Annotated in this window: 14 protein-coding genes; 5 read left to right on the top strand and 9 right to left on the bottom strand. The window is 70.6% G+C overall.

All coding sequences use genetic code 11. The features are described 5' to 3' along the window. Nucleotides 1-18 precede the first annotated feature (18 nt). From AC6JBM_RS18700 to AC6JBM_RS18680, 5 genes are all read right to left on the bottom strand, one after another. Entirely contained in the window at nucleotides 19-1134 is a 1116-nt protein-coding gene (locus tag AC6JBM_RS18700; protein WP_497984859.1) for an ABC transporter substrate-binding protein, read from the bottom strand. Between the two features lie 35 nt (nucleotides 1135-1169). After that, entirely contained in the window at nucleotides 1170-2879 is a 1710-nt protein-coding gene (locus AC6JBM_RS18695) for an ABC transporter permease (RefSeq protein ID WP_497984858.1), read from the bottom strand. Nucleotides 2880-2894: 15 nt separating this feature from the next. Then, nucleotides 2895-3971, bottom strand: a complete 1077-nt coding sequence (locus tag AC6JBM_RS18690; protein ID WP_497984857.1) for an ABC transporter ATP-binding protein — start codon at nucleotides 3969-3971, stop codon at nucleotides 2895-2897. A gap of 201 nt (nucleotides 3972-4172) precedes the next feature. Then, a complete protein-coding gene (locus AC6JBM_RS18685; RefSeq protein WP_497984856.1) occupies nucleotides 4173-4409 on the bottom strand; it encodes a hypothetical protein in 237 nt (78 codons plus the stop codon). Further along, a complete protein-coding gene (locus AC6JBM_RS18680) occupies nucleotides 4406-5638 on the bottom strand; it encodes an ROK family protein (RefSeq protein ID WP_497984855.1) in 1233 nt (410 codons plus the stop codon). Before AC6JBM_RS18680 ends, AC6JBM_RS18685 begins: the two co-directional genes overlap by 4 nt. A 270-nt stretch (nucleotides 5639-5908) precedes the next feature. Here AC6JBM_RS18680 and AC6JBM_RS18675 point away from each other — a divergent pair, with 270 nt between their 5' ends. The 4 genes from AC6JBM_RS18675 (at nucleotide 5909) to AC6JBM_RS18660 (ending at nucleotide 9718) form a co-directional block, all read left to right on the top strand. After that, nucleotides 5909-6937: a sugar phosphate isomerase/epimerase family protein gene (locus tag AC6JBM_RS18675; protein WP_497984854.1), complete on the top strand. Its 1029-nt coding sequence runs from the start codon at nucleotides 5909-5911 to the stop codon at nucleotides 6935-6937. A 79-nt stretch (nucleotides 6938-7016) separates the two neighbouring features. Continuing rightward, nucleotides 7017-7289: a Sec-independent protein translocase subunit TatA gene (gene tatA, locus AC6JBM_RS18670; protein WP_497984853.1), complete on the top strand. Its 273-nt coding sequence runs from the start codon at nucleotides 7017-7019 to the stop codon at nucleotides 7287-7289. A 63-nt stretch (nucleotides 7290-7352) separates the two neighbouring features. Continuing rightward, on the top strand, nucleotides 7353-8726 hold the full coding sequence (locus AC6JBM_RS18665) for a cytochrome ubiquinol oxidase subunit I (RefSeq protein ID WP_497984852.1): 1374 nt from the start codon (nucleotides 7353-7355) through the stop codon (nucleotides 8724-8726). Beyond that, nucleotides 8723-9718: a cytochrome d ubiquinol oxidase subunit II gene (locus AC6JBM_RS18660; RefSeq protein ID WP_497984851.1), complete on the top strand. Its 996-nt coding sequence runs from the start codon at nucleotides 8723-8725 to the stop codon at nucleotides 9716-9718. The genes AC6JBM_RS18665 and AC6JBM_RS18660 overlap by 4 nt, the downstream gene beginning before the upstream one ends. Before the next feature lie 15 nt (nucleotides 9719-9733). Here AC6JBM_RS18660 and AC6JBM_RS18655 read toward each other — a convergent pair whose 3' ends face one another. Both AC6JBM_RS18655 and AC6JBM_RS18650 read right to left on the bottom strand, forming a co-directional pair. Then, nucleotides 9734-9952 carry a ferredoxin gene (locus tag AC6JBM_RS18655; RefSeq protein WP_497984850.1) on the bottom strand — a complete coding sequence of 73 codons (219 nt, stop codon included), beginning with the start codon at nucleotides 9950-9952 and terminating at the stop codon, nucleotides 9734-9736. A 5-nt stretch (nucleotides 9953-9957) separates the two neighbouring features. Further along, nucleotides 9958-11160 (bottom strand): cytochrome P450, encoded by a 1203-nt coding sequence (locus AC6JBM_RS18650; RefSeq protein ID WP_497984849.1) that lies wholly within the window; start codon nucleotides 11158-11160, stop codon nucleotides 9958-9960. Nucleotides 11161-11283: 123 nt separating this feature from the next. Here AC6JBM_RS18650 and AC6JBM_RS18645 point away from each other — a divergent pair, with 123 nt between their 5' ends. Then, nucleotides 11284-11943 (top strand): TetR/AcrR family transcriptional regulator, encoded by a 660-nt coding sequence (locus AC6JBM_RS18645; RefSeq protein WP_497984848.1) that lies wholly within the window; start codon nucleotides 11284-11286, stop codon nucleotides 11941-11943. 27 nt (nucleotides 11944-11970) lie between these two features. On the opposite strand, the gene gdhA is transcribed toward AC6JBM_RS18645, so the two are convergent. Next, entirely contained in the window at nucleotides 11971-13317 is a 1347-nt protein-coding gene (gene gdhA / locus AC6JBM_RS18640; RefSeq protein ID WP_497984847.1) for an NADP-specific glutamate dehydrogenase, read from the bottom strand. A gap of 350 nt (nucleotides 13318-13667) precedes the next feature. After that, nucleotides 13668-13850, bottom strand: coding sequence for an antitoxin (locus tag AC6JBM_RS18635; RefSeq protein WP_497984846.1), 183 nt, complete (start codon nucleotides 13848-13850; stop codon nucleotides 13668-13670). Nucleotides 13851-13860 lie beyond the last annotated feature (10 nt).

Genomic DNA, 13860 nt, shown 5'->3' with positions numbered 1-13860 from the left:
CGTTGTGCGGGCCGGGACCTATCCGGCGATGCCGAAGACGGTGCCCCACTCCTTGAGCCACCCGTCGCGCTTGGCGATCTGGTCGGCGTCGGGTGCGAACTTCGCCTTGATGTCCGCCAGCGGCGGGGCGGCCTGGCCGTTGAGCTGCGGTGGTGCGGCGTCGGTGCGGATGGCGTAGTCGCCGCCCTCGGCCGCGAGCTTCGACTGCCCGCGCTTGGACAGCAGCCAGCTCAGGTACAGCTTGGCCGCGTTCGGGTGCGGCGCCTTCGCGGTGACGCCGGCGTAGGCGGAGATGATCGGCGACCCGTCGGACGGCCAGACGATCTTCAGTGGTGCGCCGTCCTTCTGCGCGCCGGCGACTTCCGGCGGCCGGGCCAGCGCGATCGCGATCTCACCCCGCGACAGCTTCTCGGTCAGCGAGCCGGTGGACGTGTCGATGAGCGGCTTCGTCGCGGCGATCTTGCGCCAGTAGCTGTCGCTGCCGTTGCTGAGCTCCTGCCGCATGAAGTAGGCCAGGCGCCAGCCACCGGCGCTCGCCCCGGCCTGCACCATGCCCAGCCGGTTGGCGGTGCCGTCGAGGTTGGCCAGGTCGGCCCACGACTGCGGTGGCGTGCCCTTGAACACCTCGGTGTTGTAGGCGAACACGTTGGCCAGGTTGCTGAAGCTGTAGTAGGTGCCGTTCTTCGACTTGTACTGCGGCTCGAGGTCACCGTCCATCGGGACCTTGTACTGCGCGTACAGGCCGCTGTTGTCCAGGTCGGTCACCAGCGACGGGTCGCCGATCGCGACGATGTCGGCCGGGAGGTTGCCGGCGCCCAGTTCGCTCTTGACGCGCTCGAACAGGCGGCTCGACGGCGAGCGCACGAACTCGACCTTGATGCCGGTGTCGGCGGTGAAGGCCTCGTTGACCGCTCTCGTCGTGACTTCGTTGAGTCCGGTGTACAGGGTGAGCGTGCCTTCCTTGACCGCGGCGTCGACGAGTTCCTGGGTGGCGATCGTCTCGCCCTCGACCACGAACGGCTTGCCGGACTCGAGGATGGCGGGCGCGGGATCGTCGCCACACGCGGCGGCGGCCGGTACCAGGACCGCCAGCCCGATCAGGCCGATCGCAAAGCGACGACTGGTTGTCTTCATCTGACCCGTACCTCTCACATCTGGGGGTGGGGGTGTCAGGTGCTGCGCTCGGTCTTCATGCCGAACCAGCGGCGGGAGATCAGGGTGAGCACCACGAGAACGGCTACGTAGATGAGGCTCATCGCCGCGACCGGAGCGATCCGCCCGGTCTCCCATGTGTTGTAGGTGGCGATGGACAGCGGCTCGGTCTTCGACGTGAACAGGAAGATGGCGACGCTGATCTCGCGCATCGACAGGATGAACAGCAGCAGCATCGTGCTCACCACGCCGGTGCGGATGAGCGGGACGAGGATCTCCCAGGCGGCGCGCAGCCGGCTCGCGCCGGACACCTGGGCGCTTTCCTCGAGCTCGCTGTGCACCTGGGTGAGCGACGAGGAGACCGACTGGAAGCCCTGCGGGAGCAGGTGGCCGATGAAGCCGATGATGAGGATGGCCAGGGTGCCGTAGATGGCGGTCACCCGCGACCAGGTCCACAGGTAGCCCAGGCCGATGACGAGCGCGGGCACGGCCGCGGGCCACATCGCGACATAGGGGAAGACCTTGTGGCCGGGGCCCTTGATCCGGTGCACGTAGTAGGCGATGAGCAGATAGACGCCACCGCCGATGACCGCGGTGCCGGCGCCGATCATGAGGCTGTTGAGCAGCACGTCGCGCAGGTGGGCCGACAGCAGCACCTCGTTGAACGTTCGGGTGGTGAACGAGGCGGGGTCGAAGAGCACCTTGGCGTCGCGGGTGAACGAGCTGCGCCGGAACGCGCCCTGCAGCAGCGCCCAGGTCGGCAGGCCCACGGCGAGAACGGCGTACACCGCGGCGAGCAGGAACGCGGGCCAGCGCCACGCCCCGAGCTTCTGCCGGCGGGGCGTGAACCCCTTGCCGGAGACGGTCGTGAACTCCCGCCCGGCCAGTAGCCGCCGTTGCAGGTACACCATGACACCGGTCAGCACGAGCAGCCCGGCGCCGGCGGCGCTGGCCTCGTTCGGCCGCGACGGTGCGTTGGCCATCAGCCGGTAGATCTGGGTCGGCATGGTCTGGATGCCGTAGGGCGAGCCCAGGATCTGCGGGATCGGGAAGTTCTCGGTGATCATGACGGCGATCAGCGTGCCGGCGCCCAGCAGCGCCGGCATGACCAGCCGCAGCGTCACGCTGCCGATGACGTTGCGGAACCGGGCACCGTGCACGTACGCGGCTTCCTCGAGCTCGGGGTTCATGAGGGTCAGCGCCGCGTTGACGAGCAGGAATGCGTAGGGCGAGTAGTAGATGCCGGCCACGAAGATGATGCCCGGCAGCGAGTAGACGTTGATGAAGTCGGGCAGGCCGATCGAGCGCAGGATGACGTTGAGGTAACCCTGCCGGGGCGAGCCCAGCATCGACCAGGCCAGCGCGCCGACCAGCGACGAGGTGAACATCGGCATGATGGCCGCCACCTGCACCACACCGCGCAACGGCACGTCGGTGCGGGCGGCGATCCAGGCCAGGGACGAGCCGATCGCCAGCGCCAGCAGGCTGGCACAGACGCCGATGATGAGCGTGTTGATGAACGCCGAGCGGCTGGCCCCGGTGAAGATGGCGGTGAGGTTGTCGAGGGTGAAGTTGCCCAGCGGTGCGCCGGGCCGGGGCGGGGTGTCCGTGAACGCCGCCACGAGCAGCGTTCCCATCGGGACGACCACGAGCAGCAGCAGGATGATGCCGATGAGGGATGCGACGGGCGCCGTGGACCACGACCGCCGTCGTTGGAGAATGTTCACCGCGCCCCTTCGGGGTCAGGAGTGCAGGAGCTGGACCTTGTCCGCGGGCAGCACGGCCGTGGCGGCCTGCCCCGGCGCCGGCACCGGCGCGCCGACCGACTTGACGATGGTCAGGCGCAGGCCCGGTCCGGCCTCGGCGTGGTATCGCACCCGGTCGCCCAGATAGCTCGTCGACAGGATCGTGACGGCGACCGCGTTGGCCCGGTCGGTCTGACCGTCCGGCAGCAGGTCGATCTCTTCGGGGCGGATGCAGACGTTGGTCGCGCCGTTGCTCGCATCGCGCTCCACGCGCAGCCGGATGTCGGTGCCGTCGAGGCGTACCTGACAGCCGCCAGGGCCGGCCGGGCCCAGCACCTCGGAGGGGAAGATGTTGTCGACGCCGAGGAAGTCGGCGACGAACGTCGTTCTCGGTCTGGTGTACAGCTCGGCGGGGCTGCCGAGCTGCTCGATGACGCCGTCCTTCATGATGGCGACGCGGTCGGCCAGTGCGAGGGCCTCGCTCTGGTCGTGCGTCACGTACACGGACGTCATGTGCAGGCGCTGCTGCAGCTCGCGCAGCTCGAACCGCAGCTTCTCACGCAGTTTGGCGTCGAGGTTGCTCAACGGCTCGTCGAGCAGCAGCATCGCCGGTTCCATGACGAAGCTGCGAGCCACGGCGACGCGCTGCATCTGACCGCCGCTGAGCAGGCTTGCGCCCCGCCCCCCGAGCCCGGACAGCCCGACGGTCTCGAGCGCCGCGTCGACCCGCCGGGCGATCTCCGCCTTGGGCCGGCGCTGCATACGCAGCGGGAACGCGATGTTCTGGGCGACGGTCATGTGCGGCCAGATGGCGTAGGACTGGAACACCATGCCGACCTTGCGGGCATTGACGGGCACGTCGACCCGCGAGGCGGCGTCGAACACGACCCGGTCGCCGATGGTGATGGTGCCGGCGTCGGGACGTTGCAGCCCGACGATGGAGCGCATGGTGGTCGTCTTGCCGCAGCCCGAGGGCCCCAGCAACACGAGCATCTCACCGGGATCGATCGACAGGCTGAGCTTGTCGACAGCGGTCTTGCCCTTGAACGCGACGGTCAGATCCTCGATCCGCACGCCGACGCCACTGGTCGTCGATGGTTCGCCGAGCCTCCGGTGAGCCGGATCAACACCTCGGCGTCTGAGTAGTCCTGGCATGGGAACTCCCTGGTCAGACCCCCGCCGCAACGAACATCATTACTATGCACATGTTTTGATTGCTTGTAAAGGGTGTGTTACGGCAGAGTTACGCACAGCGGCGCTCCCGGCCGCGAGCCGTCAGGTGATGCCGCGGAGGAGGTGATGGTCCACTGTGGACCGGTAGAACCGCCGGCCGGCGCGGCCAGACCGTTGCCCGTGCTGGAGCAGCCCTCGGCGCCGGGCGCGGTGCGGGAGCCGGTCGATCGCGGCCGGAACGCGGCCGACGTCGTAGGCGAGACCCGCCAGGAACACGGTCGTGGACCGCAGGCCCGACCCCGACGTGTGCGTCGGACCGCCGGCCGTGCCCGGGCTCATGCGCCGGCGAGCGCCTCGTCGATGCGGTTGGCGGCGAGGGCGTGCTGGATGGCCATCGTCGCCGCGCCGATGACGCCGCCCTGGGGGCCGGTCGTCGCCGGCACGATCTGCAGCCGGACGGTGGCGAGCGGGAGCGAGCGGCCGTACACGACCTCCCGCACCCCGGCGATGAGACTCTCGCCGGCCTGGGCGAGCGAACCACCGATGACGACGAGCTCGGGGTTGAGCAGGCTCACGCATGTCGCGAGGACCTCGCCGATCGTGCGCCCCGCCTGACGTACCGCCTGGGCGGCAGCGATGTTGCCGCCGGAGACGAGCGCGACGACATCGCTGTTCGTCGCCGCGGGCACCCCGGCCGCGGTGAGGTGCTTGACGATGGCGCGGCCGCTCGCGACGGCCTCGAGGCATCCGGAGTTGCCGCAGGTGCACAGGACGTCGGGGGCGTGGGGGGCCGCCACGTGGCCGAGGTCGCCGGCGGCGCCGACCGCGCCCCGCAGCAGGCGGCGGCCGCTGATGATCCCGGCCCCGATGCCGGTGGCGACCTTGACGTACAGGAGGTGGTCGAGGTCGGGGTGGGCCATCACGTGCTCGCCGAGGGCCATGATGTTGACGTCGTTGTCGACGAGGACCGGCACGTCCCAGTGGCGCCGCAGGTGTCCGGGCACGTCGAAGCCGTCCCACCCCGGCATGATGGGCGGGCGCATCGGCCTGCCGCTGGAGTGCTCGACGGGGCCGGGCAGGCCGATCCCGATGCCGACGAGATCCCCGGAGTCCCGGGCCGCCTCGTCGAGCAGCCGGCGCGTCGTCGCGACGACCCAGTCGAGGACCGTGATCGGCCCGGCCGAGATGTCGACGTGCTCGGCGACCTCGGACAGGGGGCGGCCGGTGAGATCGGTGAGCGCGACACGACCGTGGGTCGCCCCGAGGTCGACGCCGGCGACGACCCGAGCCTTCGGGTTGAACGCGAACCTGGCCGGGGGGCGCCCGCCGGTCGAGGCCGCCTCGCCCGAGGGCGCGAGCAGGCCGCTGGCGAGCAGGGCGTCGACGCGGAGGCTGACGGTGGACCGGGCCAGCCCGGTGAGTCTGGACAGCTCGGCGCGCGTGCGGGGCTGCCCGTCGCGAAGGAGTTGGAGGAGTTCCCCGGCACCGGGAGCCCCTGAGCTGGGTCCGGTGAACTCGCCGATGGCCGCCGCGCCGCGATGGGCCGGCGCGCGTGGGGGCTGGGGCATGGTCGAAGTGAACCATATGCCGGCACACGTGGTGATCCCGCCGCCGCATCAGCAACTTCTGCCTGGTGGCCGAACAAATATGGCGACTTCAGCTGCGAGTCAAACAACTTTCGTTCCGGCCACCGGTACTTCTGTCTGACTCTTGTCAAATGTTCGGCCGTCGCCATAGGGTCGTCAATGCGTGGCCATCGAGGAGCCCCCGCCCTTCACCCCCCTCCGTCCGCTACCGCGGCGGACGTTTGGGCTGCGCGAACACCCGAAGGAGGACCCATGGAAAACAAGCTGAGTCGTCGCGCCGTCTTCGGCGTGGGCGCCGGTGTGCTGGCCGCCGGAGCGGTCGCCGCCGCTGCGGGCCCAGCCTCCGCGCTCGCGCCTTCGGCGGCGGGCCAGCCCGCGGGTGGACCGAACGTGATCCCGGCCGACCGTGTCGGCCTGCAGATCTTCACCGTCCGCTCGCTGATCGGCAGCGACTACAAGAACCTCGAGCTCTCCCTGGAGGCGGTCCACGACGCCGGCGTCCGGGAGCTCGAGCTCGCCGGCGACTACTACGCCAAGACGACGGCCCAGCTCAAGTCCATCGTCGAGTCGTACGGGCTCCGCATCGTCAGCAACCACTTCGGCCCGCGCGGGCTCAACCTCCCGAACCCGTGGATGTCCTACGAAGGCCGGATGCAGATCTTCGAGGACGCCAAGACGCTGGGCCGGTTCCCGTACGTCGGGACCGGTAGCCAGATCGGCTTCCCCGGCCCCGGGGCCGGCGACTACACCAAGGACGGCTTCAAGGCCATGGCCGAGGTGTTCAACCAGTGCGGCGAGCACGCCGTCTCGCAGGGCTTCGGCGGCTTCTTCTACCACAACCACGACCGCGAGTTCATGCTCGACAACGGCGTCCCGCTGTACAACGTCCTGCTCGAGAACACCGACCCCCGGTACGTGAAGTTCGAGGTCGACCTGGGCTGGGTCTCGGTCGCCGGCGAGGACCCGTACTGGTGGATCAAGAACCACGGGGACCGCTTCATCGCGTTCCACATCAAGGACATCAAGTGGGACCCGAACGGCAACCGCACCGCGGCCGCCGGCACCCGGGCGGGCGGCAAGAAGTTCCGGTTCGCCGACGCCGGCAAGGGTGACGTCGACTGGACCCGCGCGCTGTCCGCGATCAAGGACCTGCGGGACTACCGGTTCTTCCTGGAGCACGACGACGCCGGCGACCTGACGCTCAACCCGCCCGGGTCCGCGAACACGGTCTGGCGGGGTTGCAGCACCCTCGAGCACATCAACACTTCCGGCCGCAAGTAACGCATCAGTCGTACCGATCCCGGGGTCCCGCTTCGGCATGGGGTGGGACCCCGGGCGACCTTGAGTGAGGTGGCTTCACATGGGTGCAGTCAGGCCGTGGCACATCATCGTGCTGGCGGTGGTACTGATCCTGCTTTTCGGCGCCAAGCGCCTGCCCGACGCGGCGCGGTCGCTCGGCCGCTCGATGCGGATCATCAAGGCCGAGACGAAGGGCCTCGCGGACGAGGACGTCGACGTCGACGCCAAGGCCGAGGCGCAGCCGGGCCGGCCGCCGCTCAGCGGCCAGATCGCCGGCGACCAGCCGTCGCCGCGGGTCGACCACGATCGGGAGCGTCCCCGCTCGGCGGCGTAACGAACCGCGCACTGAGTGGCGGCCGGCGTTTAGCCCGCTCGGGCGGCGGTAGAGGCAACGCCGATGGAGCCGTCGCAGTTACTGCCCGCGCGTGAGCAGATGGCGTTCACGCTCGGGTTCCACATCATCCTCGTGCCGTTCGGGCTGGCGTTCACGTTCCTGATGCTCGTCGCCGAGTGGCGGGGGCTGCGCCGCGGCGACCGGGACGCGTTGGTGCTGGCCCGGCGGTGGTCGCAGGTGGCGGCGGTACTCTTCGCGGTCGGCGCGGTCTCCGGCACCGTGCTCAGCTTCGAGCTCGGCCTGCTGTGGCCGGGGCTGATGGGGCGCTACGGCGCCGCGTTCGGCATCCCGTTCGCGGTCGAGGGGCTGTTCTTCTTCCTCGAGGCGATCTTCGTCGCGGTATACGTCTACGGCTGGGACCGCCTCCCCGGCTGGCGCCACTTCTGGACCGGGGTGCCGGTCGTCCTCGCCGGCATCGGCGGCACCCTTTCCGTGGTCGCCGCCAACGCGTGGATGAACCAGCCCGGCGGGTTCACCCTGCGCGACGGGCGGGTTGTCGGGGTACGCCCGCTGGAGGTGTTCTTCAACGGGGCGTTCTGGTACGAGAGCGTGCACATGCTCCTGGCCGGGTACATGGTCGCCGGGTTCCTCACGGCGGCCGTGTACGCGCGCGGCCTGCGCCGGGCCGGCAACGACCGCATGGTGCGGCTGGGGCTGATGATCCCGCTGACCATGGCCGCGATCGTCACCCCGGTGCAGATCTTCGTCGGGGACGTGGTGGCCCGGGAGGTGTTCCACCGGGAGTCGGCGAAGTTCGCCACGATCGAGGCGGTGCCGACCACCGGCACCCACGTGCCCGAGGTCCTCGGCGGCGTCTACAGCCGCGGGCGGGTCCTCGGCGGCATCCCCGTCCCGAACGGGGCGTCGCTGCTGTCCGGGTTCCGCGCCGACACCCGCATCCAAGGCATCGACGCGATCCCCGAGGAGGTTCGCCCCACCGACCGGGAGGTGACGATCGTGCATCTCGCCTTCGACGTGATGGTCGGCGCCGGGATGTACCTGCTGGCCCTGTCGGCGTGGTTCGGCCTGGCCTGGTGGCGCGACCGCGGCCCGCCCGGCAGCCGCTGGTTCCCGCTCGCCGCGATCGTCGGCGGCGTCCTCGCGGTCGTCGCGCTGGAGGCCGGGTGGGTGGTCACCGAGGTCGGCCGCCAGCCGTGGACCGTCGTCGGGCACCTGCTGACCCGGGATGCGGTCACGCGCTCCGGCAACGTGTGGTTCTTCTTCGCCGCCACGCTGGTGTTGTACGCCGCCGTCGCCGTCGCGACCGTGCACGTCCTTCGGGTGCTGCGCCGCCGCTGGCGCGACAGCGGCGTCGACCCGTCGGACGTCCCGTACGGCCCGGCCCGCGAGGACGAGTCCGCGGTGGGCGAGGGATGAGCACCTTCGCCGCGGTGGTGCTGTTCGCCGGTGTGCTCGCCTACGCCGTCCTGGGCGGCGCCGACTACGGCGCCGGGTTCTGGGACCTCACCGCCGGCGGCGCGGAGCGCGGGCGCCGGCCGCGGCATCTCATCGACGCCGTCCTGGCCCCGGTCTGGGAGGCCAACCACGTCTGGCTGATCTTCTGCCTGGTGATGCTGTGGTCCGCGTTCCCGCCCGCGTTCGCCGCCATCATGACCACGCTGTACATCCCGCTGGGCGTGGCCGGCCTCGGTGTCGTGCTGCGCGGCTCCGGTTTCGCGTTCCGCAAGGTCCTCGTCGTCACCGATCACCAGCGCGCCGCCGGCGCCGCGTTCGCCGCCTCCTCGGTCATCACCCCGTTCTGCTTCGGTACCGTCGCCGGCGGCATCGCCTCCGGCCGCGTCCCGGCCACCGGCGGTGGCGACCCGGTCGGCTCCTGGCTCAACCCGACGAGCGTGCTCGGCGGCGTCCTCGCGGTGCTGGTCTGCGCGTTTCTCGCCGCCGTGTTCCTCACCGCCGAGGCCCGGCGCCGCCGCGACGAGCCGCTGCGCCGCTGGTACGCCCGCCGCTCCCGCCTCGCCGCCCTGGTGACCGGCGCCGTCGCCCTGGCCGGCATCGCCGTGCTGCACGCCGACGCGCCGCGGCTGTTGCACGGACTGCTCACCCGCGGCCTGCCCCTCATGATCGTCTCCGCACTGTGCGGCCTGGGCTCGCTGACCCTGCTGCGCCACGCCTCGCCGCGCACCGCCCAGGCCGCCGCGATCGGCGCCGCCGGCGCGGTGGTCGCCGGCTGGGGCGTGGCCCAGTACCCGTACCTGCTCGGCGATCACCTGCGCATCGCCGAGGCCGCGGCGCCGGCGCCGACGCTGGGGGCGTTGACGGTCGTGGCCGCGGCCGCCCTGCTGCTCGTGGTGCCGTCGATCGCCCTGCTGTTCGTCCTGCACCAGTCCGGCCGCCTCGACAGCCACTGACGCGGTGCTCCAGGGTCATGTCGAGGGCGGCGGGCCGGCCGGCTCGTCGACGGTGATGGCGCGGGCGGGGCAGAGCAGGGCCGCGTGGCGTACATCGGCCGAAAGCGACTCCGGGGGAGTGTCGGTCAGCAGGGTGACGACGCCGTCTTCCTCGCGCTGGTCGAAGACGTCGCCGGCGGTGAGGACACACTGGCCGGAGCTGATGCAGCTGGACTGGTCGACGGTCACGTGCACGGCGCTCACCACGTCACGGGCAGTTCGTAGACGCCGTAGACGGCTCCGTCGTGCTTGAACGGGATCCGGTCGAGCGTGGTGGCCAGGCGCAGGCCCGGGATGCGGCGGTACAGCGTGCCGTAGACGACCTGCAACTCCGTACGGGCCAACGGCTGGCCGAGGCACTGGTGGACGCCGAAGCCGAACGCGACATGGCGGCGAGCGTCGCGGCGCACGTCGAGCGTGTCGGGATCGGCGAAGGCGTCGGGGTCGCGGTTGGCGATGTCGTTCGCGAGGATCAGGCCCTCGCCCGCGCGGATGGTGTACCCGCCGATCTCGATGTCCTCGAGGGCGACGCGGCGGCGACCGTTGTGGGTGATGTTCAGGTAGCGCAGCAGTTCCTCGACGGCGCTGTCGACTGTGGAGGGGTCGCCGCCGTCGCGCAGCAGGGCCAGCTGGTCGGGGTGTTCGAGCAGGGCGAGAGTGCCGAGCGCGATCATGTTGGCGGTCGTCTCGTGGCCGGCGATGAGCAGCAGGACGCCGGTGCCGGCAGCCTCGCGGCGGGTCAGCTCCCCGGCGGACACGCGCGCGCCGAGCTCGGAGAGCAGGTCATCCTGCGGGGAGGCGATCTTCGTCGCCATCAGGTCGTCGAGGTAGTCGTAGATCGCCTGGAACGCCGCGCCCCGCTCGTCGGGCGTCGCGGTGCGGCGGATCAGGATGCGGCTGTTGGACTGGAAGAACGCATGGTCGGTGTAGGGCACGCCGAGCAGCCGGCAGATGACGAGGGACGGCACCGGCAGCGCGAACGCCTCGACCAGGTCGACCGGGCGCGGGCCGGCGAGCATGCCGTCGATGAGGTCGTCGACGATCTGCTGGATCGCCGGGCGCAGTGCGCGGACCCGGCGGATGGCGAAGGGCGCGGTGACCATGCGGCGCAGGCGGGCGTGCTCGGGATCGTCCATGAGGATGAACCCGATCGTGCCACCGCCGGTGCGCAGCGGCCCGGTGAGCGGATAGCCGGGGCGCGTCACGTCGGCGCTGACCCGCGGGTCGGCGAGCAGGGCGCGCTGGTCGGCGTAGCGGGTGACGAGCCAGGCGGTGTGGCCGTCCCACGTGCGCACCTTGCCCAGCGGCTCGTCGCGTTGCCGCTCGCGCAGGGCCGGTGGCGGGTCGAACGGGCAGCGCGCCGCGCGGGTCATCGGGTATTCGGGGAGCTCGGTCTCGGTCATCGCATCCTCACGTCATGGTGTAGGCACTGTGCGTGACATCGATGAGTTCGACACTAATTCAATCGACTGACTTAAACAAGGCGCGGGGCCGGTGTCGATGCCCGGAGCGGTGCATACTGAGCCATGGCGAGTGGGCGGGCGCCCCGGGCGGGGGAGACACGCGCGGCGATCCTCGCCGCGGCCGAGCGGCTCTTCGCCGAGCGCGGACTCTCCGCCGTCTCCAACCGCCTCGTCAGCGAGGTCGCCGGCCAGGGCAACAACGCCGCGGTCGGCTACCACTTCGGCACCAAGACCGACCTGATCCGCGCGGTGCTGCGCGAGCATGCCGTACCCATGGAGGACATCCGCGCCCAATTACTCCGCGCGTGCGCGGACCGCGACCGGCTGCGCGACTGGGTGGTCTGCCTCGTTCGCCCGGTCACCGACCATCTGGCCGACCTCGGCACGCCCAGTTGGTACGCCCGGTTCGCCGCGCAACTGATGACCGACCCGGTGCTGCGCGGCATCGTGGTCGACGACGCGCTCGCCACGCCGACCGTGCGGGCCGTGCGCGCCGGCCTCGACCGGTGCCTGCCGCACCTGTCGCCGGAGGTGCGCGCCGAGCGTCACGAGATGGTCCGCCTGCTCGTCGTGCACACCTGTGCCGAGCGGGAGCGGGCTCTCGCCGACGCCGGCCTGCGCGACCCCGCGTGGGACGCGGTGACGGCCGGCCTGGTCGACGCGGTCGTCGGCCTGCTGCGGGCGCGGGCCACCCGCGCCGCGCCCGCACGCGTCCCGTCGTGAGGCTCAACTAGCGGTTGGATTGAACGCTCAGATCAGGCCCTGGGCGAGCATCGCCTCGGCGACCATCCGGAATCCGTCGATGTTCGCACCCGCGACATAGTTGCCCGGCATGCCGTACTCCTCCGCGGTGGCATGGCAGCGGGCGTGGATGTCGCGCATGATGCCCCGGAGCCGCTGCTCCGAGTACTCGAACGTCCACGAGTCGCGGCTGGCGTTCTGCTGCATCTCCAGCGCGCTGGCGGCGACCCCGCCCGCGTTGGCGGCCTTGCCGGGGGCGAAGCGCACGCCGGCCTCGGTGAAGAGGCGTACGGCCTCCGGCGTCGTCGGCATGTTGGCCCCCTCCACCACGGCGACGCATCCGCCGGCGATCAGGGCGGCCGCGTCGTCGGCGTCGATCTCGTTCTGCGTGGCGGACGGGATCGCGATCTGGCAGGGTACCCCGCGCCACAACCCGTTCCCGGGCGTGAACGTCGCGTGCGGGCGATGGTGGACGTACTGCCCGAGCCGTTCCCGCTGTACCTCCTTGATCTCCTTGAGGACCGCCAGGTCGATGCCCTTGTCGTCGCGCACGTATCCGGACGAGTCGGAGCAGGCCACCACGACGCCGCCGAGCTCATGGACCTTCTCGATCGCGTAGATCGCCACGTTGCCGGAGCCGGACACCACCACCCGCTTGCCCTCGATGCTGTCCCCGGCGGCGCGCAGCATCTCCTCGGCGAAGAACACCGCGCCGTAGCCGGTCGCCTCCCGCCGCACCTGAGCGCCGCCGTAGGCGAGGCCCTTGCCGGTGAGCACGCCGGACTCGTACCGGTTCGTGATGCGCTTGTACTGCCCGAACAGGTAGCCGATCTCGCGGCCGCCGACGCCGATGTCCCCGGCCGGCACGTCGGTGTACTCGCCGATGTGCCGGTACAGCTCCGTCATGAACGACTGACAGAACCGCATCACCTCACGGTCGGAGCGGCCCTTCGGGTCGAAGTCGGACCCGCCCTTGCCGCCGCCGATCGGCATGCCGGTCAGGGCGTTCTTGAACAGCTGCTCGAACCCGAGGAACTTCACGATCCCGAGGTAGACCGACGGGTGGAACCGCAGGCCTCCCTTGTACGGGCCCAGCGCGGAGTTGAACTCCACCCGGAACCCGCGGTTGATGTGCACCTCGCCGCGGTCGTCCTCCCAGGGCACCCGGAAGATGATCTGCCGCTCCGGCTCGCAGATCCGCTCGATGATCTTGGCCTGCGCGTATTCGGGGTGCTTGTCCAGGGCGGGCGCGACGCTGTCGAGCACCTCGCGTACCGCCTGATGGAACTCGTGCTCACCCGGATTGCGGCGCACCACCGTGGTGAAGATCGAGTCAAGGGTCTCCCGGGTCGACATGGTCATCCTTCCGGCGTGGTTCGTCTGAGAGACATCCACGCCGTTGTGGACCCATCACTGCGACGATTCCGAGTGTTCACCTCCCGTTCATGATCGCATCAAGGTGCGCGTCGATGCGACATGCCATGCCGACTAGACATGCCATGCCGACTATGTGGTACCGCGGCCGCGCTCGTGGTCGCGGCGATCCTGGAGGCAGCTGCCGACGTCGCCGCGTTCGCCGCCAGTCAAGCGGTCGCCCTTCGAGCCTTGGCCGCCCCGACCCCCGGCCGACCCGCGCGGGGTTCCGGTCCCCGTCCCGGGCACCGATGCCGATCGGTCGGTGCATTCAGGCCGCCGCCGTCGGAGCGCTACTTCGTCGTGTCGCCTTCTCCGGTGTGTTCCTTCGCGGTCTGGACCCCCTTCTGCACCTGCCCGGTGTACTTCTGATCGGTGCGCCGGTCAGCCTGCTCACCGGCTTTGTCCAGCCCCTCGTCGACCTTGTCGTCGTGCTTGCCGAGGAATTCCTTCGCCTTGTCCACAATCTTGCTCACGGCCGGCACC

The organism is Dactylosporangium thailandense (assembly GCF_059739745.1).
This window is presented reverse-complemented; position numbering and strand designations above follow the sequence as displayed.